This window comes from Micromonospora sp. NPDC051227 (assembly GCF_044455385.1).
Classification (GTDB): domain Bacteria; phylum Actinomycetota; class Actinomycetes; order Mycobacteriales; family Micromonosporaceae; genus Micromonospora.
The window spans coordinates 285,999-306,289 of record NZ_JBITET010000007.1 but is presented as its reverse complement, the minus strand read 5'-3'; the positions used below and the strand labels follow the sequence as shown (position 1 = coordinate 306,289).

The 20,291-nt window shown below is 70.9% G+C and carries 15 protein-coding genes and 2 tRNA genes; 12 read left to right on the top strand and 5 right to left on the bottom strand.

The features are described from left to right. Positions 1-38 precede the first annotated feature (38 nt). The 3 genes from ACIA47_RS19955 to ACIA47_RS19945 all read left to right on the top strand — a co-directional run bounded on the left by ACIA47_RS19955 (position 39) and on the right by ACIA47_RS19945 (position 3,069). On the top strand, positions 39-2,204 hold the full coding sequence (locus tag ACIA47_RS19955; protein ID WP_396709703.1) for an ATP-dependent DNA helicase UvrD2: 2,166 nt from the start codon (positions 39-41) through the stop codon (positions 2,202-2,204). 153 nt (positions 2,205-2,357) lie between these two features. Continuing rightward, positions 2,358-2,573 (top strand): hypothetical protein, encoded by a 216-nt coding sequence (locus ACIA47_RS19950; protein ID WP_181518366.1) that lies wholly within the window; start codon positions 2,358-2,360, stop codon positions 2,571-2,573. Positions 2,574-2,703: 130 nt separating this feature from the next. Then, positions 2,704-3,069, top strand: a complete 366-nt coding sequence (locus ACIA47_RS19945) for a WhiB family transcriptional regulator (RefSeq protein ID WP_030490434.1) — start codon at positions 2,704-2,706, stop codon at positions 3,067-3,069. Between the two features lie 339 nt (positions 3,070-3,408). Here the strand turns inward: ACIA47_RS19945 and ACIA47_RS19940 are convergent, their stop codons facing one another. From ACIA47_RS19940 to ACIA47_RS19930, 3 genes are all read right to left on the bottom strand, one after another. Then, on the bottom strand, positions 3,409-4,755 hold the full coding sequence (locus ACIA47_RS19940) for an ABC1 kinase family protein (RefSeq protein WP_396709701.1): 1,347 nt from the start codon (positions 4,753-4,755) through the stop codon (positions 3,409-3,411). Further along, entirely contained in the window at positions 4,752-5,864 is a 1,113-nt protein-coding gene (locus ACIA47_RS19935; protein WP_396709699.1) for a TOMM precursor leader peptide-binding protein, read from the bottom strand. Before ACIA47_RS19935 ends, ACIA47_RS19940 begins: the two co-directional genes overlap by 4 nt. A 222-nt stretch (positions 5,865-6,086) precedes the next feature. Continuing rightward, positions 6,087-6,257, bottom strand: coding sequence for a DUF5679 domain-containing protein (locus ACIA47_RS19930; protein WP_167457767.1), 171 nt, complete (start codon positions 6,255-6,257; stop codon positions 6,087-6,089). Positions 6,258-6,769: 512 nt separating this feature from the next. Between ACIA47_RS19930 and ACIA47_RS19925 the strand changes: the two genes are divergently transcribed. Beyond that, the gene (locus ACIA47_RS19925) at positions 6,770-7,303 is read left to right on the top strand and encodes a M48 family metallopeptidase (RefSeq protein WP_091406137.1); all 534 of its coding nucleotides are present in this window, start codon (positions 6,770-6,772) and stop codon (positions 7,301-7,303) included. Between the two features lie 397 nt (positions 7,304-7,700). Then, positions 7,701-8,309, top strand: coding sequence for a hypothetical protein (locus ACIA47_RS19920; protein ID WP_091406135.1), 609 nt, complete (start codon positions 7,701-7,703; stop codon positions 8,307-8,309). Positions 8,310-8,391: 82 nt separating this feature from the next. Here ACIA47_RS19920 and ACIA47_RS19915 read toward each other — a convergent pair whose 3' ends face one another. Further along, a complete protein-coding gene (locus tag ACIA47_RS19915) occupies positions 8,392-9,735 on the bottom strand; it encodes a zinc-dependent metalloprotease (protein ID WP_396709697.1) in 1,344 nt (447 codons plus the stop codon). A gap of 115 nt (positions 9,736-9,850) precedes the next feature. Here ACIA47_RS19915 and ACIA47_RS19910 point away from each other — a divergent pair, with 115 nt between their 5' ends. From ACIA47_RS19910 to ACIA47_RS19885, 6 genes are all read left to right on the top strand, one after another. Then, positions 9,851-10,864, top strand: coding sequence for a PDZ domain-containing protein (locus ACIA47_RS19910; RefSeq protein ID WP_396709695.1), 1,014 nt, complete (start codon positions 9,851-9,853; stop codon positions 10,862-10,864). A gap of 96 nt (positions 10,865-10,960) precedes the next feature. Beyond that, positions 10,961-13,945 (top strand): UPF0182 family protein, encoded by a 2,985-nt coding sequence (locus ACIA47_RS19905; RefSeq protein ID WP_396709693.1) that lies wholly within the window; start codon positions 10,961-10,963, stop codon positions 13,943-13,945. Between the two features lie 189 nt (positions 13,946-14,134). Further along, positions 14,135-14,644 (top strand): SigE family RNA polymerase sigma factor, encoded by a 510-nt coding sequence (locus ACIA47_RS19900; RefSeq protein WP_396709691.1) that lies wholly within the window; start codon positions 14,135-14,137, stop codon positions 14,642-14,644. Beyond that, on the top strand, positions 14,634-15,572 hold the full coding sequence (locus ACIA47_RS19895) for a hypothetical protein (protein ID WP_396709688.1): 939 nt from the start codon (positions 14,634-14,636) through the stop codon (positions 15,570-15,572). Before ACIA47_RS19900 ends, ACIA47_RS19895 begins: the two co-directional genes overlap by 11 nt. An 86-nt stretch (positions 15,573-15,658) precedes the next feature. Next, positions 15,659-15,732 (top strand) — tRNA-Met (locus ACIA47_RS19890). Between the two features lie 132 nt (positions 15,733-15,864). Continuing rightward, positions 15,865-15,941: transfer RNA gene (locus ACIA47_RS19885), tRNA-Met, on the top strand. A gap of 119 nt (positions 15,942-16,060) precedes the next feature. On the opposite strand, the gene ACIA47_RS19880 is transcribed toward ACIA47_RS19885, so the two are convergent. Next, on the bottom strand, positions 16,061-19,831 hold the full coding sequence (locus ACIA47_RS19880; RefSeq protein WP_396709686.1) for a S8 family serine peptidase: 3,771 nt from the start codon (positions 19,829-19,831) through the stop codon (positions 16,061-16,063). A gap of 164 nt (positions 19,832-19,995) precedes the next feature. Between ACIA47_RS19880 and ACIA47_RS19875 the strand changes: the two genes are divergently transcribed. Continuing rightward, the gene (locus ACIA47_RS19875) at positions 19,996-20,244 is read left to right on the top strand and encodes a hypothetical protein (protein WP_396709684.1); all 249 of its coding nucleotides are present in this window, start codon (positions 19,996-19,998) and stop codon (positions 20,242-20,244) included. Positions 20,245-20,291: the final 47 nt, after the last annotated feature.

The following is a 20,291-nucleotide window of genomic DNA, read 5'->3' as shown; positions in this document are numbered from 1 at the left end:
CGCTGCAACGCTGGGAGGAGCTGAGATGATTCCTGGTTGTGGCGGTTCACTCAGCGTCGGAACAGGTGCTCGCCGGGCTGGACCCGGAGCAACGCTCCGCCGTGACCGCACCTGCCGGCCCGGTCTGCATCCTGGCTGGCGCCGGCACCGGCAAGACCCGGGCGATCACCTCCCGAATCGCCCACCGGGCGCTCTCCGGGGAGATCTCCCCCCGGCACGTGCTCGCTGTCACCTTCACCGCCCGGGCCGCGGCCGAGATGCGACACCGTCTCACTCTGCTCGGGGCGCAAGGTGTCCAGGCGCGGACCTTCCACGCCGCCGCGCTGCGCCAGGTGCGGTACTTCGCGCCCCGGCTGCTGGCCGGCCGCGCCATGCCCGAACTGCTGGACAGCAAGGTACGACTGGTCACCCTCGCCGCGGCCCGGGTCGGCCTGCGTACCGACCGGGCCGCCGCCCGCGACCTGGCCGGCGAGATCGAGTGGGCGAAGTCGTCGCTGGTCGAGCCGACGGACTACGTGGTGGCCGCGGCTCGGGCACTGCGCGACACACCGCACGAGCCGACGAAGGTCGCCGACGTGTTCACGGCGTACGAGCAGCTCAAACGGTCGAACGGTGTGATCGACTTCGAGGACATGCTGCGGGCCGCGGTGTGGGGCATCGAGGAGCACCCGGACGTCGGCGAGCAGATCCGCAGCCAGTACCGGCACTTCGTGGTCGACGAGTACCAGGACGTCAACCCACTCCAGCAGCGGTTGCTGGACGCCTGGCTGGCCGGCCGCAACGACCTGACAGTGGTCGGCGATGCCAGCCAGACGATCTACTCGTTCACCGGGGCGACCTCGGCGTACCTGGTCGACTTTCCCCGCCGGCACCGCAACGCCACGGTGGTCCGGCTGGTCCGTGACTACCGCTCCACCCCGCAGGTGGTCGGGCTGGCCAACGCGGTGATCTCCCAGGCCCGGGGCACCGAGGCGCGCCTGCGGCTGGAGTTGAGCGGGCAGCGCCCACCCGGCCCCGAGCCGGACCTGCGGATCTTCACCGACGAGCCGGCCGAGGCGAACGCGGTGGCCGCGCGCTGCCGGTCGCTGATCGACGCGGGCACGCCGGCGAAGGAGATCGCCGTGCTGTTCCGCGTCAACGCGCAGTCCGAGGCGTACGAGAAGGCGCTGACCGAGGCCGCAGTGCCGTACGTCGTGCAGGGCGCGGAGCGGTTCTTCGAACGGACCGAGGTGCGCCAGGCGATGGTCGCGTTGCGTGCGGCCACCCGCTCGATCCCGGGGGAGACACCGCTGCCGGCTGCCGTCGTCGAGGCGCTCACCGCCGTCGGTTGGGCTCCGGACGCGCCCCCGGCCGGCGGAGCCGCCCGCGAGCGATGGGAAGCGCTGTCCGCGCTGGTCCAGCTCGCCGAGGAGTACGCGGCCACCCCCGAGGTCGTACCGATCGGCGAGGCCGCCTCGGTGGAGCGCCCGGTCACCCTCACCGACTTCACCGAGGAGTTGGCGCGCCGGGCCGCCCAGCAGCACGTGCCGACGGTGGACGGCGTGACGCTGGCGTCCCTGCACTCGGCCAAGGGATTGGAGTGGGACGCGGTCTTCCTGGTCGGCCTTGCCGAGGGCACCCTGCCCACCACGTACGCCAAGACCGTCGAACAGGTCGAGGAGGAGCGCCGGCTGCTCTACGTCGGGATCACCCGAGCCCGGGAGTGGCTGTGGCTGTCGTACGCCACCGCGCGCTCGCCGGGCGGACGGGCCCGGCGGCCGTCGCGGTTCCTGCCCCAACTGGACCGCTCCGGCGGCACCGAACGGGCGACCGGCGGCGCCGGTCCGGCCCGCCGTCCCGAGCGACGGCGAACCCAGATCGTCTCCTGCCGGATCTGCGGCGCCACCCTGCTCGCCGGCCCGGACCGCAAGCTCGGCCGCTGCCCCACCTGCCCGTCCGACATAGACGATGAGCTGCACGAACGGCTGCGCGAGTGGCGGCAGCGGGTGGCCGGTGCGCAGAAGGTCCCGGCCTACGTGGTCTTCACCGACGCGACGCTTGTCGCGTTGGCCGAGCGGCGACCGGGCCGGTCGGAGGAGTTGATCGCCATCGCCGGTATCGGCCCTCGCAAGCTGGGTCTCTACGGAGAGTCGGTGCTGGCCCTCGTGGCTGGTGCCGGGGTGGACGATGTCTGCCCGGAGAAAACTTTCGAAATCTCGTCGTAAATTCGTTTGCCCTCGCCCCGGCGCGAGGAATAGCCTCAGGACACACCACGCGAGCGGCGCCATTCCGGCTGCTCACGAGGTCGGTCCAGTCGATTCGAGGAACGTGAGGGAGGTGGCACCGTGAAGATCTTCACCTATGAGCGTCTGGCGGCGATGCCGTCTGTCTGCGCTCCGCTGTCGGCTGTCCGGGTGGCCCTCGCGGCTGCACGACCGTCGGTTCCACAGGTGCACCAGGTTCAGGCCGAGCTGATCCTGACCGTCGCGCCCGCTGGAGTCGAGGGGACCAGTGGCTTCACGGGCAATGGCATCCAGGTCGCCAAGAAGCGCATGGATGTCCGCGGCGTTCCACCTCGAGGTAAACCGGTCTGACCATCAGACTCCGGCTCACCTCGAGGCCGCGGAACCCGCTTACCGGGATCCGCGGCCTCAGTTTTTTGCCCGCCGTAAGTACGTCGGAATGCGATCCACGAGATCGAAGTGAGAGAGAGGTGACCGGGAGATGAGTCTGGCGTTGGCCCCCCTCGACATGAGCGTCGAGATGGAGGCGAACCTGCCCTGCCGGAAGTTCGACCCCGACCTGTGGTTCTCCGACTCGCCCACCGAGCTCGAGCTGGCCAAGTCACTCTGCGGGGACTGCCCGCTGCGTGTCGAGTGCCTGGCCGGGGCCGTTGAGCGAGCGGAGCCGTGGGGCGTCTGGGGCGGCGAGATCTTCGAGCGTGGCGCGGTTGTCCCGCGTAAGCGGCCCCGTGGCCGTCCGCGTAAGGAGGACGTCGCTCGTGACGCCGAGCTTCGGGTCGAGGCCGAGGCGCGCCTGGCGGCCAGTGGGCTGTCCGAGGTGCGTGGCGCGGTCCGGCTGGCAGCCTGACATGTTCCCGACCCGTTCCAACTACGCCGGTGGCACACCGGCAGTGAGTGAGAAAACGATGTTGAACGTTCCGAGTGGAGCCTTCGAGATGCAACTACTCCACGAAGCGTTGACCCGGGCTCGAATGCGCCGGCCTCAGGCCGGTCGTACCACCACGAGCACTGAGGCAACCCGATCCGCCCGTACCGTCGCCATGACCAGCCGCAACCAGGCGGCTCGCGACCTGGGCGTTCTCTAGTACCACCCCACGCAGAAGGGCGGGTGCCGACCGGCACCCGCCCTTTCCCATGTCGTCAGGCGCCCGGGCCTCGACGTGGTCAGACGCCCGGGCCTCGACGGTCAGGCGACCGGGGCGAAGCCGGGCAACCAGCGCTCCAGGATGCTTCGGTACGGCGCCTTCGCCTCCAACTGGCAGAGCACCCCGATCGACCCGAGTGTCACCCGGTGGATCAGCAGGTACGAGGGGGGCAGATTGAGCCGCTTGCTCAGCTGGTACGTGGGGGAGCGGGGGCTGGCCAGTCGACCCGCCTCGGCCCGTAGCCAGGCCCGGGTGAACCGGAAACCGTCCGCCGCGATGGGCTCCAACATGGGGCGGATGAAGTCGAGCACCCCCTCGGCGTCGATCTCTTCGACCGAGCCGATGAACCCCTCCGACCGCAGCCCCGCCACGACCTCGTCGGCGTCGCCGCGCAGGGCCGTCGCGGCGATACGACCGATCGGCTCCGGGGTGCCCTCCGGCATCCGGGCCACCGCACCGAAGTCGATCACCCCGAGCCGGCCGTCGGGCAGCAGCCGGAAGTTGCCCGGGTGCGGGTCGGCGTGCAGCAGCCCCGCCCGCTCCGGCGCGGAGAGGTGCAGGGTGGCCATCAACCGGCCCGCCTCGTCCCGCTCCTCCTCGGTGCCCTCGCGGATGATGTCGGCCAGCGGGGTGCCCGTCACCCACTCGGTGACCAGCACCCGGGGCGAGGCGTCGACCACTTCCGGAATGAAGATCTCCGGGTCGTCGGCGTACGCGGCGGCGAAGGTGCGCTGCGACTCGGCCTCCAACTCGTAGTCCAACTCCTCGGTGATCCGTTCGCGCAGCTCGGCCAGGAGTGGCTTGACGTCCAGGCCGGGCTGGATGGCCCGGAACATCCCGCCCAGGCGGGACAGCTGCTTGAGGTCGGCGAGCAGGGCGTCGCCAGCCCCCGGATACTGGATCTTGACCGCCACGTCGCGGCTGTGCGGCGCGCCCGACTCGTCGTACCCGGGCTCGCGCCAGCGCGCCCGGTGCACCTGCCCGATGCTGGCGGCGGCGGCCGGGACGTCGTTGAACTCGACGAACAGGTCCCGCCAGTCGGGGCCGAGCTGCTCGGCCAGCACCTTGTGCACGCTGGCGGCCGGCAGCGGTGGCGCCGCCTCCTGCAGCTTCGTCAGCGCCTGCCGGTAGGGGGCGGCGATCTCCTCCGGCAATGCCGCCTCGAAGACCGACAGAGCCTGGCCGAACTTCATCGCCCCGCCCTTGAGCTGGCCCAACACGCTGAACAGCTGCTCGGCCGTGCGCTGCTGAATCTCCGCGGAGATCACGTCGGAGGCGAGCCCGGTGACGCGCTTTCCCATCCCGAGAACGGTCCGGCCGGCGAAGCCGAGCGGCAGGGCGGCGAGCTTGGCGGTGCGGGACACGGCGCGGCGCGGGATGTCGGTCACACGGTCATTGTTACCGACCGGAGGGCCCCGCTGCTGCTCTGCGGCCGTGCTGGTGCGGACACTCGGCCTCGCGAGCACCCACACGCCGGGTGTGGCGGCCAACCCCGACGACGAAAACGACCGGCACCGGTGATCTCCATGGCACCACCCAGCGTCTCCGGCTGGCCGCCGTCCAGCTGCGTCAGCGCCTCGGCCACGGCGTACCCGCAGGCGACGAGCAGCGTGCCGGCCGTTCCGGCGGCCACCGGGTCGGCGGCGGCGAGTTGAGCGGCGAGCCGTGGCCAGTCCGGGTCGCGATCGGCCCGGTGCAGCTCGACGCAGTGCAGGCAGGGCCCGGCGGGTGGGCGGACCAACGGCCCGATCACCGGTACGCCCTCGCGCAGCGTGACCAGCAGGTGCGGCTGCCGACGCTGGGCGAGACCGGCGGCGAGCAGCGCGGGAGGCCGGTCCGTACCGAGCTGGATCACCAGGTCGATCCGCCCGGCGCGGCTCGGGCGGGTGCCGGTGCCCGGTGCGACGCGGTTGACCGCAGCCCGCACCGCCGGTGCCAGCGGCCGACCCAGTTCGGCGGCGGGGATGCCCGTGCCGATCAGGTCGACGGGGCGTACCGAGCCGGTGAGCTGGGGAATCACCTGCCCCACGCCGGACTGGGCCAACGCCACCGTCAGCGGCCCGCCGAGCGCCCCGGCGCCGGTGAGCAGGACGCGGGCCGCCCGCCGCCGACGCAGGACCTGCGCGGGGGTGCCGGGCAGTCTGGCGGCGGCGAGCGCCAGCGCGCCGGCCTCCGCTGCGAGCCGGGCGCGGACCGGGCCGGTCAGGTCGCGGGGGAGCAGGCTGTGCGCGGGCACCAACAGGCCGGCGGCCCGCAGGGTGTCGAGCAGGGTACGCGCGTCGTCGGCGCTGACCTGGGCGGACGCCGCCTGGGTCAGCACGGTGCGCTCGCTGCGGGTGCCGTCGAGCAGGTCGAGCACGTGGGCGGCGCGGGGGTTGGCCAACTCCAGTAGGGCGGCCGGCCCAGGGCCGACGCCGAGTTGGAGGGTGTGCCGGTCGCGCCAGAGCCGGTTGAGGCCGGGCAGCAGAGTGGGGCGGGGCAGTACAGTGCGGCTCATGGTCACAAATCGTGACCGCAACCTCGCGTTCGGTCGATCGTTGTCCACAGGCGGTCAGGCCGCTGTCCAGCGCTATCCACAGGATTTGACGGGTTTTCCACAGCCCCTCGCGCCTGTTGTCGGTCACCCGACAGGGCTACGGCAGCGGTGGCACGCACTCCTGATTCGGTAACGGGGGTGGGGAGGCCACCCGGCCACCCCACCCCCGTTCACCCGTTCGGGTCAGACCTTGGCCTTGCCCAGGATGCGGTTCACTGTTGTACCGCATACCGGACACTTGCCCTTGGCCATGTTCATTCCGGTCTTCGAGACCTCGACGTGCCCCTCGAAGTCCCGCTTCTCCTTGCACTTCACGCAGTAACCGTTGTAGGTCGTCTGGGCCTGGTCGGCCACGGTGCCCTCCTCGTCTCGTCCGCCGGTCAATGCCGTCCCGGCGGGGTGCCCGGCGGCGGGCCACACGGGGCGCCGGCGCTGGGTCTCACTCCGCGGCCACCTTCGTGACCGCTGGTCCGCGGACCCTACCCAGGTCTGGGCGGTTCCATGTCAGCTGTGCATCGGCCTGTGAGCAAGTCGACGTCGAGAGTGTGCATGGCGAAATAGGTCGGATAAGTCAGTTTGGCGGGGACACGCCGACCAAACCCTGACAGCCACCCGTGCGAGTGCCCCCGCGGCGGCATTCGGGACGCTGATCACCTACGGTGGAGACGTGCCGCGTACCGGCGCCATCGGCGTTCACGAAGGGTGACGAGATGGCGCGATGGCGCTGCGGTCAAGAAATTTTCGGGACGGCTGGCGACCAATCACCATTTTCTGGGCGCGTGTCGTGCGGTTGACCCTTGCGGACCCCTGGTCAGTACGCATTAGCTTTCCCTCGTGACACGTAGCCGAGGCTGCGCGGGCCAGTGATGGCGGGGACGCGCAAGCCGGTCGTCGAGGTGCGGCGCAGCCAGCGCCGACGACGCACGGTGTCCGCGTACCGTGACGGTGAGCGAGTGGTCGTCCTCATCCCCGACCAGTTCTCCCGCGCCGAGGAGAGCGAGTGGGTCGACCGGATGCTCGCCCGGCTCGCCGCCCGGGAGGGGCGCCTCGCCCGGTCCGACGACGAGTTGCTGGCCCGCGCCAATCGGCTCATCGACCTCTACCTCGCCGGGTACGCCACGAAGGCGGTGCCGGCCAGCGTCCGATGGGTCACCAACCAGAACGGCCGGTGGGGCTCCTGCACACCGGCGGACCGCAGCATCCGAATCTCGCACCGCGTCCAGGAGATGCCCGAATGGGTGATCGACTACGTGTTGCTGCACGAGCTGGCGCACCTCATCGTGCCCAGCCACAACGCCCGGTTCTGGGCGTTGGTCGGTCGCTATCCCAAGGCGGAACGCGCCCGCGGCTACCTCGAAGGGGTCGCCGCCGCCTCGTCCTGCGCACCGCTCCCCACCTGATCACGACACCGCGCCGTTCGTCGGGTCGGGACCTGCCGCCACCCTGCCTCCTCACACCCAATCCGCTGGGCGCGGCGTCGAGCCTGTTGAGCACCGCGCCGCGCGCTTCAGGCGCTGCGCGTCGAGCCCCTGGGGCGCCGCGCCGACCGCCGACCGCTGTCTGATGCGCGATCGGCCTAGATCCACTCGCCTTCCTGAATAACGCGCTATCCGGGCTGCTGGGACACCGCGACTTCAATGAAGCCGAGCCGATCATGTTGTCGAGCCGCACGAGGACGGTCCGGGGCCGAGGGGTTGGGTCGGTGGTCGGGTTGGTCGGCCTCAGGCAGGTAGGTCGGATCCAGGTGGGTCGGGCCGGGTGGGGTGGCTGTGTCCGGTGGGGCGCTAGGGTCGGGGGATGGCGCGACGGGTGGTGGTGGCGTTGCTCGGGCCGGTGCACTGGTCGCCGCCCGGCGTCGACCTGGCGCAGTGGCGAGCGGCGCTCGCGGAAGACGTCATCGACCTGTTCGCCACGCTCAACGAGGTGGAGGTCGCGGTCGCGGTGACCCCGGCCGACCGGGCCCTGGCCGATGCGCTGGTGTGGCCCGGTACGGCGGTGTACGAGGTGGCCGAGCCGACGCCGAACGCCGTGTTCGCCGCGCTGGAAGGGTACGACCAAGCGGCCGTGCTGGTCAGTGACGTGCCTGACCTGCCCGCCCTGACCGTCGGCAAGCTGCTCCGCCCACTCACCAGTCGGCCGGTCGCGGTGGCTCCGGTCGAGGGCGGCGGCCCGGGTCTGCTCGGGGTCGCGGTACGACTGCCCGCGCCGGACTGGCTGCCGACGCTGGAGCTGGACACGGCGACGCCGGCTGAGGCGCGCGCCAACGCCCCGCGCCCGGGTGACGTGGCGGTCACCACGGGTTGGCGACGACTGCGCGGCCCGGCTGACCTGGCCACGCTGGACCCGGCCTTCGAGGGTTGGGAAGCGACCCGCGCCCTGCTCTCCGGGTCGGGCCGACCCACCTGAACCATCGGCACCGCCGAACGCGCCGCGGGTGCCCGCTGTCGATCTGCGGGCACCCGCGGCGCAGGCCGTCGATGTGCGGGCGTCAGGACTTGGTGTCGCCCTCGCCGTCGGTCTCGTCGGACGGACCGGGCTGCCCCGACTGACCCGACGGACCGGGCTGACCCGACTGACCCGACTGGCCGGGGGCCTTCTCCTCCACCCCACCGGGGGCGGTGAAGTCGAAGCTGTCCAGCTCGCTGAGGTCCATGTCGTTCATCGCGAAGGCGACCGGGTCGGCGAAGTCGTCGTCCGACGGGAGCAGGTCCGGGTGGCCCCAGACGGCGTCGCGGCCCTCGATGCCACGGTGCTGGGTGAGCGCGGCCCAGAGCGCCGCGGCCTCGCGCAGTCGGCGGGGACGCAGTTCCAGACCGACCAGCGCGGCGAAGGTCTGCTCGGCGGGACCGCCGGCGGCCCGGCGACGGCGGAACGCCTCGCCCAGCCGGACGACGTTGGGCAGCCGGTCGCTGGCGGCGCTGTCGACGACGTGGCACACCCAGCCCTCGACCAGGGCGAGTGCGGTCTCCAGGCGGGCCAGTGAGGCCTTCTGCGCCGGGGTGTCCTCCGGGGTGAAGATGCCCTCCAGGGCGATCGCCTGCATCGACTCGGGGTCGGTCGGGTCGACTCGGCCCATCGCCTCCTCGATCGCCTCCCGGTTGACCCGGATGCCCGAGGCGTACATCTCGACCGCGCTGAGCACATGCCCACGCAGCCACGGGACGTGCTGGAACAGCCGCTGGTGGGCGGCCTCGCGCAGCGCCACGTAGAGGCGGACCTCGTCCTCGGGCAGCTCCAGGCCCTCGCCGTACGCCCGGATGTTGGCAGGGATCAGCGCGGCCGTGCCGGCCGGGCCGAGCGGCAGCCCGATGTCGCCGGCGGAGAGCACCTCCGCGGCGAGCGAACCGAGGGCCTGGCCCAGCTGACCACCGAAGAGCGCGCCACCGAGGGAGGCCACCATCGACTGCATCGGGCCGAGCTGGGCGCGCGCCTCCGGTGGCACCAGGTCGCCCATCGCACCGACCATCCGGCTGGCGACGGGGTCGCACAGCTTGCGCCACACGTCCAACGTCTTGAAGATCCACTCGTTGCGGTTCCACGCAACGGGGTTCTGGATGCCGGAGGGCCACGCCGAGGCGGGCTCCAACCACAGGTCGGCGAGGCGCAGCGCCTCCTCGACCGCGTTGCGCTCGTACATCGACACCGCCGGGTCACCGGCGGCCGCGAGCTGGCTGGCTGCTACCTGCCGGGCCAGGTCCCAGTTGACCGGCCCGCTGCCCGGCGCGGAGAGCAGGTGCTGCAACTGCGACATGAACTGCTGCATCTGCGCGGGATCGTTGGGGTCTGGTGGCTGCCCACCCGGGAGCGCGAAACCGAACGGAATATCAGGCACGACATCTACGGTACGCGGACCGCGCCCCAGGTAGCCGCCGCTGGCGTTGCGCTGAGGGCGAAGTCGCGCGGCGCATCCGGCGGGTGACCCGCAGCCGGTCGGTACGCTCTGCGGCATGAGACGTCGTGGCCTGACGGTCCTGCTCGGTGCCCTGTTCACCGCCCTGCTGAGCATCGGGGTGCTCCGGGTGCCGATTCCGTACGTGGTGCTGGGCCCAGGGCCGACGGTCAACACCCTCGGTACGACCGACGGTAAGGAGGTCATCCAGATCTCCGGTCGGGAGACCTCGACCTCGGCCGGCCAGTTGCGGCTGACCACGGTGGGTGTGCAGCCCACTGTGCGGTTGCGGGGTGCGATCGCGGGCTGGTTCTCCGACGACGAGGCGGTGGTGCCGCGTGAGCTGGTCTACCCGCCGGGGGAGTCGACGGAGCAGGTCGAGCAGCGCAACGCCGAGGACTTCAAGGCGTCGCAGACCAGCGCGGAGACCGCCGCGCTGCGGGAGCTGGGCTTTCCGGTGCAGGTGGTGATCAAGACGGTGGCGGGGGACGGCCCGGCAGCCGGGGCGCTGAAGGCCGGCGATGTGATCACCTCGGTGGACGGCCAGCCGGTGCCGGTGGCCGCGAAGGTCACCGAGCTGGTCCGGGCCAAGCCGGCGGGCACGGCGTTGACCATCGGCTACACCCGTGACGGAGTGCCGGCCACCGCGACGGTCACCAGTCAGGAGCAGGACGGCCGACCGCGGATCGGTGTCGAGATCGATCAGCAGCAGCCGCACCCGTTCACGCTCGGCATCGACCTGGAGGACATCGGTGGGCCGAGCGCCGGTCTGATGTTCGCCCTGGGGATCGTGGACAAGTTGACCCCGGCCGACCTCACCGGCGGCCGGATCATCGCCGGCACCGGCACCATCGACGACGAGGGCGCCGTCGGCCCGATCGGCGGGATCGCCCAGAAGCTGGTCGGCGCCAAGCGCGCCGGGGCGAAGGTCTTCCTGGTGCCGGCGGACAACTGCGCCGAGGCGGTCCGCAATCCGCAGCCCGATCTGCCGCTGTTGCGGGTGGGCTCGTTGGACGAGGCGATGACCGCTCTGGAGACGTTGCGCGCGGGTGGTCAGCCGACGCGTTGCTGACCGGTGTGACCGTGCCCCGACACGCTCAGGAACACCCCGTACTCTGGGTGCCTGGTCGGAGCCGATCATATCGAGCGTGCGGAGCCAACAGTGGTCATGCGAAGCAGCAGCCCCCTCCCGAGGATGAGCCGGCGCGGGCGCGTCACCATCGCGGTCCTGGTCGGGGTGTTCGTGCTCTTCACCCTGCTCGGCTGGGGTGTCCAGGCGTGGACCGACTGGCTCTGGTTCGACGAGGTCCGCTACACCGAGGTCTTCACCGGCGTCCTGCTCACCCGGCTGGTGCTCTTCCTCGCCATCGGCCTCGGCATGGCGGTGATCGTCGGCGGCAACCTGTGGCTGGCCTACCGGTTGCGCCCGCGACTGCGTCCGCACTCGGTGGAGCAGGCGACCCTGGAGCGCTACCGGATGGTGCTCAGCCCGCGTCTCGGCACCTGGATCTCGTTGACCGCCGCAGTGGTCGGGCTCTTCGCCGGTCTCTCCGCGCAGAACCGGTGGAACCAGTGGCTGCTCTTCCGCAACGGCGGTGACTTCGGCATCAAGGACCCGGAGTTCGGGGTCGACATCGGCTTCTACGTCTTCCAACTGCCGTTCTGGCGTTACCTGCTCGGGGTCGCCTTCACCGCGGTGGTGCTGGCCGTGATCGGCGCGCTGGCGGTGCACTATCTCTTCGGCGGGGTCCGCCTGCAGGGCGTCGGCGACCGGATGAGCAACGCGGCCCGCGCCCACCTGAGCACCCTGGTCGCGGTCTTCGTGCTGTTGAAGGCGATCGCGTACGTGTTGGACCGGCGGGCCATGCTGCTGGAGTACAACGAGGGCGCCAAGTTGTACGGCGCCGGCTACGCCGACGTCAACGCGTTGCTGCCGGCGAAGGAGATCCTCGCCTACATCTCGATCGTGGTGGCGATCGCGATCCTCGTGTTCTCCAACGCCTGGATGCGGAACCTGGTCTGGCCGGGGATCTCGCTGGCGCTGCTCGGCGTGTCCGCGGTGGCCATCGGCGGCATCTACCCCTGGGCGGTGCAGACCTTCGAGGTCAAGCCGAGCGCCAAGGACAAGGAAGCGCCGTACATCCAGCGCAGCATCGACGCGACGCGGGCGGCGTTCGGATTGGGGGCCACCGAGACCACCCCGTACGCGGCGAACAACCTCACCCCACCGGCGAACCTGGCCACCGACACCTCGGTGGTGTCGAACGTGCGACTGCTCGACCCGCAGTTGGTCAGCGAGACGTACACCCAGCTCCAGCAGGTGCGTGGCTTCTACGACTTCGGTCCGAAGCTGGACATCGACCGGTACGGGGTGAACGGCAAGGTCTCCGACTACGTGGTCGGCGTCCGGGAGATCAACTACGGCGAACTGACCGACCAGCAGAACACCTGGATCAACCGGCACACCGTCTACACCCACGGGTACGGGCTGGTGGCCGCCCCGGCCAACCAGGTGGTCTGCGGCGGGCAGCCGTTCTTCGTCTCCGGCTTCCTCGGCGAGAAGACCCAGGAGGCGTGCTCCTCGCAGACCGAGCAGATCCCGGCCAAGCAGCCGCGCATCTACTACGGCGAGCGGATGGCCGCGGACGACTACGCCATCGTCGGGCAGTCCGACCCGAACAAGAAGGCCGAGTTCGACAGGCCGGTCGGTGACGGCGGCGGCGAGTCCTACACCTACACCGGTGAGGGCGGCGTGGAGATCGGCTCCTTCACCCGGCGACTGCTGTACGCCATCAAGGAGCAGGAGTCGAACTTCCTGCTCTCCGAGGCGGTCAACAAGGACTCGAAGCTGCTCTACGTGCGCAACCCGCGTGACCGGGTGGAGAAGGTCGCGCCGTTCCTCACCCTGGACGGCGACCCGTACCCGGCGGTGGTCGACGGTCGGGTGCAGTGGATCGTGGACGGCTACACCACGGCGGCCTCGTACCCGTACGCGGAGAAGGTCAACCTGCAGACGGAGACCACTGACGAGTTGACCAACCGGGGCACCTTCCAGCTGGCCCGGGAGGACGTCAACTACATGCGGAACTCGGTGAAGGCCACCGTCGACGCGTACGACGGCACCGTGAAGCTCTACGAGTACGACGACACCGACCCGGTGCTCAAGGCGTGGAACAAGGCGTTCGGCGGTGACCTGGTGCTGCCGAAGGCGGAGATCCCGGTCGAGTTGAGCGAGCATCTGCGCTACCCGGCGGACATGTTCAAGGTGCAGCGCAACCTGCTCACCAAGTTCCACGTGACCAACCCGGGTGACTTCTACTCCGCGCAGGACTTCTGGCAGGTGCCCAACGTGCCGGACGCCCCGGACAGCGGTCAGAAACAGCCCCCGTACTACCTGTTCACCCAGTTCCCGGGGCAGGAGAGCCCGCGGTTCCAGCTCACCTCGGCGGTCACCCCGAACGGCCGGCAGAACCTCGCCGCGCTGATCTCCGGGTCGTACGTCGAGGGGAAGCCCCGCCTGGAGGTGCTGGAGTTGCCGGACCAGACCCGGATCTCCGGCCCGGTGCAGGTGCACCAGCAGATGACCAACAACGCGAACATTCGTCAGCAGCTCAACCTGCTCTCCAGCAACCAGGCGCAGGTGCAGTACGGCAACCTGCTCTCGTTGCCTTTCGCCGACGGCATGCTCTACGTCGAGCCGGTCTACGTGAAGAGCAACCAGCAGGACGCGTACCCGCTGTTGCAGAAGGTGCTGCTCTCGTACGGTGACGGGGGCTCCTTCGTGGCGCTCGCCGACAACATCAACGACGGCATCAAGCAGTTGGTCGAGCAGGGTAAGAAGGCCGGGCAGGGTACGTCGCCGCCGCCGACGACCGGGGGTAACCCGACGACGCCCACGCCGACGCCTTCGGGCACCGCTACGCCAGCACCGACGGCGACCCCGAGCCCCGGCACCCCACCGCCGACCGGTGACCTGGCCACCGCCGCGAACCGGGTGCAGACCGCGATCACCGAGGTCCGGGCCGCGCAGACGTCCGGCGACTTCGAGCGGTACGGGCGGGCGCTGAAGGCGTTGGACGAGGCGCTCACCGCGTTCCAGCAGGCGCAGCAGGCCGCTGGTGTGCCGGGTGCCAGCCCGAGTGCCGGCGGCTGACCGCCACTGCACGTAGTTCCTCCCCGAGCCCCCGTCGCTCGGACCACATCAGGTCCGAACGGCGGGGGCTCGGCCATGTCGTGATCTGTGTGCATCTGTCACGTCACCGACAGCGCCCTCCACCACCGCAACCTGCGGGGCCGGTCCGCCGTCCTCAATGCGACGGGGCGGGAACGAGGGGGGTCAGCCGTGCGGGACGCGCAGAGCTTCGATGACTTCTACCGCAGCACCGCGCGGCGGACGCTGCGGTACGGCTATGCGGTCGCTGGGGACCACAGCGAGGCGCAGGACCTTGTGCAGGAGGCGTACACCCGGGCCTGGCGGCAGTGGGGGCGGCTGTCGTCGCATCCGGCGCCGGAGGCGTGGCTACGGCTCGTGGTGGCCCGGCTGGCGACCGACCGCTGGCGGCGTCTGCACCGTTGGCGGGTGGTGCTGAGCCGTACCGGACCACCGGCGGTCGCACCCCCGCCCAGTGAGGACGCGGTGCTCCTGGTCGGGGCGCTCCAGCAGCTGCCCGCCACGCACCGGCAGGCGCTGGCCCTGCACTACCTCTTCGACATGTCCGTCGAGGAGATCGCCCGGGAGACCGACGTCCCGGTCGGCACCGTGAAGTCCTGGCTGTCCCGAGGCCGGTCCCGGCTGGCCGCGCTGCTGCCCGACCTCTGCGCCGTGGAGTTGGAGGCGAACGATGTCAGTTGAACTCTCTGACCTGTACCGGTCGCTCAGCACCGTCGCGGACGGGCACGAGCTGACCCATCCCGAGTCGCTTCGGCGGCTCGCCGACCGGCGGGCCCGAGCCCGGATAGCCGGCTCGACGCTCGCGGTGGCGCTGCTCGTGGGCGGGGTGGCCATCGGTGGCCGACTGGCGTACCCGGCGGACGGCTCCGCGCCGCTGCCGCCGCCCGCCGACACCCCTGGCCCGGTGCCGACCGTGGCGACCGCGACGTCCGGGCCGTCACCCACGCCGACCCCGGCGTCGACACTCTCGTCCCCGCCGCCGTCGCGGGCCACCCCGAGCGGTACGCCGTCGCAGCCGGCCACCGGACCGGCGGCACCTCGGCCGCCCACCTCGATCCCGGACCGTGCCTTCTTCGTGTTGGCGGCCCCGAACCGGACCGGGCTGGAATCTTCGGGGGACGGTCCGGCACTGCCGACGCTGTGCGGGACGCGTCTGTCCAGCGACTCGGCCATGGTCCAACGCCGTGGCCGCTACCTGGCCTACAAGTTGCCGGAGACGCCCACGGGGCACGTGCCGGACGGCAGTTACCGGCACACCATCACCATCTACCGGCCAGGCCGCGCCGACGACGCGTTGCGGGAGTTGCGGCAGGCCGTGCGCGGCTGCCCCGACCAGAAGCTGCCCGACGACAGCAGGACGTGGCGACAGCGGCTGCTGGCCTCGGGGGTGTACGGGGACGAGTCGGTGCTGTTCGAGATGCGGGCCCCGATGCCGGACGGGTTGGGCGAACCGGGTACGGAGGAGGTTCGGCTGGTCCGGGCGGTCCGGGTCGGCGACGTGGTGACGGTGCTCTGGGAGCAGGGTTGGGAGCACACGGCGGTCGTTCGGTCCCAGGTCGATGCTGACAGTCGACTGGCGGTCGCGGCGATCGAGAACTGGCTCGACTGACAAGCCCAGGTCAGAGCTGTCGGTGTCGGCGGTATCGGAGTCGCTTTGCGGTGTCCCGGGTCGGTGCGCTACCGTTAGCGAGCCGACGCGGGGTGGAGCAGCTCGGTAGCTCGCTGGGCTCATAACCCAGAGGTCGCAGGTTCAAATCCTGTCCCCGCTACGAGAGAAACACCATTAAGCCCGCCTCCGGTTCACCGGGGGCGGGCTTTCGGCATTCCCGGGTGCCGGCCACGGGGGATGGCCACCCCACTGATCATCGTCCAGAACGGGTGAGTTAGTCTTAACCAATCGACGCGGGGTGGAGCAGCTCGGTAGCTCGCTGGGCTCATAACCCAGAGGTCGCAGGTTCAAATCCTGTCCCCGCTACCACTGAAGGTGATTTGAGTCCGGCCCCCACAGTGTGGGGGCCGGACTTGTTTGGCGCCGCTGTCGGAATGATGGGCCCTGCCGGGGGCCGGCACCTCGTCGGCGCCGGCCCCCGGCGGGTTCTACCGCAGGCCGAAGGCCCGGGTGACGGTCTGGGTGACACCGCCACCGTTGCGCTGCTTGGCGGTGACCCGGATCGACACGAAGTCGGCCCGGTGCGGCGCGTTCAGCGACGCCTGCCAGGTGCCCTTCTTCTCCCGCAGGTCCTGCCGCTGCCAGGTCGCCCCGTCGTAGGAGATCTCCAACTCAAGTGACGACACGGCGTCCCGAGCCGCCGTGCTGCCCACCACCACGGGCGTGATCGAGAAGGCGGTTCGGCGCTTCGTCCGACCCGCGAAGTCCACGTCCGTTCCGTAGTCCAGTTGGACCAGCGGGATGGCCTGCACCTCAGTGTTGCCGCCGGAGACGAAGCTCCACTCGGTGTGCGTGGTGGTCGAGTACGGGCTGAACTCGGGCTTGCCCTTGGTCTCGACGACCAGTCGGTACGGCAGCTTCTCCGGCGACAGGTCACCAGCGCCGACCTCCGGCCAGCCGTCGAACTGGGTCAGCTGCTTGTCGCCCTGATAGAACGTGACGATCTGCGACATGCTGGCCCCGCCGCTGTGTGCGGCGCCCGCGTCGCCGAACCCCTGGATGTAGGCGCTCATGGCCGTCTCACCACGGAACGGGATCTCGGTGCTGAGCAGCCGTGGCCGGGTGATGGGCCCGAACCAGCGGTCCTTCTGGACGCTGCCCGGCCGGTACGCGATGGCCTCCGTGTTGGACCGCGCCCAGTCGGCGACGTCGGCGTACTGCATCCACTTGATGCCGCCGCCTGCGGAGACCCAGTCGGTACGCGGCCCCGGCGCCACCGGCTCGAACGGGAACGGCCGTGCCGCCGCGTACTCGTACGGTGGGAAGTCCATCCGGGTCTCGCTGGACTGCTTCCCCGGGGGCGGGGAGAAGGTGAGATCGATCCGGGCGAGGTTGCGCGGGTCGGTCTTGGCGGACGGGTCCTTCGGCACCCCGCCACTGTGGTAGTCCACCAGGTCGTACAGGTACTTCGCCCTGGGGTGGGCGACCACGACCAGTCGTACCGGGTTGCGGCCCGCGTCGGTGATCTTCTGGATCAACGCCTCGCCCTCGTCCATGGTCACCGAGGCCACCGGGACCGGTCCGGGCGTCACGGCGTCGGGGTTGCCGTACCAGTCGCTCTTGCGACCCGCGCGGTCGTTGACCACGACGAGCATCGCCGCACCGGCGGTGTGCGCCGCCGCTGCCTGGTCCGTGGGGGTCACCGAGTCGTTGCCGCGGACGACCACTGCCTTGCCGCGAGCGGAGACGCCGGCGTAGTCGGCGGTGCCGCCGACTCCCGCGAAGACGGCGTCCAGGCGCGAGGTGCCGTCGGGCAGCGGTGGGGAACCGGGCTGCGCGAGCGGGTCGCTGAGGTGCCGGCCGTGGTAACTGATCGCCAGTGGCGTCTGCGCGGCGCGGATCCGGGTGGTGAAGACGAAGCTGCCCTTCCGCACCTTGTCCCTGGTCGGCAGGGCCCACAGGCTGTCGTAGGCGGCGCCCGGCCAGAACGTCTCGCGCAGCGCGCTCCAGTCGGTGGGTGTCGGCTCGCTCGAGGTGAAGGAGCGGTAGACGTCGATTCTGCTGTTGACGACGGCGGTCGGCTGGGGTGTTGCCACCTTCACCTGGCGGGCCCGCGCGGCGTCGAGTTCCACGACCCGGTTGGTCGTCAGGTCGACCTCGGGAGCGGTCAGCATCGCGAGCCCGAGGGAGCGGGGCCCGTGCAGACCCTCCACGTCCGCCGCCGTGACGACGGTGTACGAGCCGGGCGCCAGGCGGGCGGTGAGCTTTCCGTCCGGCACCCACATGAAGGCGGGGCCGGTCTCGGCGTTGACGACCTCGACCTCGCCGCTCATGGGCCGGCCGGCGCGGTCCTTCAGGTGGATGGTGAGGTCGTACTTCTTGGACTCGACGGCGACCCCGACGGTCGTGTGCACCTCGCCGCTGGCGAAGCGGGCCGTGACCTGGGCGGAGTACCTGCCGGCGGGGAGGCCCGCCGGGGCCACCACGACGTCGACAGTCGCGCTGGCCCGAGCGGGCACCGTGACGCTGTCGGCGGTTGCCGTGAACGTCTGCGCGGGGGCGGAGCCGTGGTCGACGGAGAGCGCCAACGCGATCGGGCTGTCCGTGGTGTTGGTGTAGGTGATCGTCCGCTTGATCGGCTGTGGCGCGGTGCCCCAGCCGACGAGTCCGGCGTCCACCGACCCGGACGCGACGACCTGGTCCTGGTGGTACGCGGCGGCGACGTTCAACCGACCGCTACCGGCCTGGTAGGCGTCGTAGTCGGGCGTGCGGACGCTGGTGCTCATCAGCGCGTCCTTGATCTGCCGCGCGCTCCAGGTCGGGTGCTTCTGGACCAGCAGGGCGGCCGCCCCGGCGACGTGCGGCGCTGCCATCGAGGTGCCACTGTCGGCGTAGTAGTAGCCCTCACCCCAGGTGATGTGCTGCGAGCGTGCCGCCAGCACGTCCACCCCGGGAGCGGTCATGTCGGGCTTGAGGGCCTCGTCGTTCATCCGGGGCCCGACGCTGGAGAAGCCCGCCAGGTGGTCGGAGGTGTCCACCGCCCCGATGGTCAGCGCGGCGTCCGCGGTGCCCGGCGCACCGAGGGTGTACGGATCTGGTCCGCTGTTGCCGGCGGCCACGACGAAGAGCGCACCCGTCTCGGCGGTCAGCTGGTTGACGGCCTGGCTCAGCGGGTCGTCCTGGGTGTGCCAGGCGCTCACGCCTAGGCTCATGTTGATCACTTTGGCGTGCTCGGCCCGCGCCGCCCACTCCATGCCCGCGATGATCCCCGAGATGGACCCGCTGCCGTACTCGTCGAGGACCTTGCCGATCACCAGGTTGGCGTCGGGGGCCACGCCCCGTTCCTTGCCGCCGGAGGCGGCGCCCGTCCCGGCGACTGTGGAGGCGGTGTGGGTGCCGTGCCCGTTCCGGTCGATCACGTCCTGGCCGGGGATGAAGCTCCGCGAGGCCACCACCTGGTCGGCGAGATCCGGGTGGGTGGTGTCCACCCCGCTGTCCAGGACGGCGACCCGGACACCGCTGCCGGTGCCACCCGCAGCCCACGCCGCGGGCGCGCCGATCTGGGCGGTGGTGTCGGCCAGGGTGGCCTTCGCCTTGCCGTCGAGCCACACCTTGTCGACGCCGGCCGCGAAGGAGGGTGCCGCGGTGGCAGCGCTGCGACCGGTCGGCAACTGTCCATCGGTGAGAGCCGACCAGAAGTCCGCGGCCTGCGATCGGCGAGTGCGGATCGCCTCACCACGGACGGAGGGAAGCTCCAGCGTGGTCTGCGCGCCGGGCAGCGTGGTGCCGGTCCTGAGCTTCGCCGCACCCGTCGTGCGGGTGACGATCAGGGGGAGTTCGGCGGTCCGCGCGTCGTCGTAGCCCTGGGCGATGAGCTGGGTGACGTCGAACAGCTGCTTGTCGAGTCGACCGGTGGCGAGGTACGGCATCGCCTCGTCCGGGTACACGTAGGTGTCCCGACCCTCCGTGGAGACGCGTACGGAGCCAATGGCGCCCGGGGCGCGCTTGACATCCACCGTTGGGGTTGCGCCGTGGACGCCCGGGGTCACCGTCACCCGGTCGCCGGTGATCAGTGTGACCGTGACGGGTGTGCGGTCCGCGTTGCCGCTCGGAGCGGGTTTCGTCGGCGGCGGTGGGGGTGGCGGGGCGCCGTGCGCCGCCGTGGGGGTGAGGAGGGCGGCGACGAGGGTGACGCCGACCGCTGCCGCCGCAGATCTTCGGGTGCGAGAGATCCGCGCACTGTCTACAGAGTTGAGCATGAGGCGAATCCGATCACCTCGAGAGATTCATGTAAAGATCATCATCTTTGCCGGGACGTTGCGAGCGCGTTGCGCCCCGACCCGGAGAGCTTCCGGACCATCCGGTCCCGTGATTCGGCGTGGACCGACGTGCCGAGGTTGCGTCCTTCGGCGAGGATGGGCACATGTCTTCATTCGGTAAGTGGTGGGGCCGCCTGAGCGCGGTCTTCGGTGCGGTCGTACTGGCGGTCTTCGTGCCCGTCGCGGCCTGGGCGTCCACGGGCACCGGCGAACTCGTGGTGGAGGCCGCCCGGCGGCGAGGCCGCGGTGGCTTCGGGGTGCTCCCGCTGCTCTGCTGCCTGGTGGTGGTCGCGATCGTCGTGTTCCTGGTGTTGCGTCTGATGCGCAACCGCCGGGGTGGCCCGCCGCGCTGAGCGGGCCCGAGGCGTCGACGGGTCACCAGCGGCCGGCTCCCGGGCCG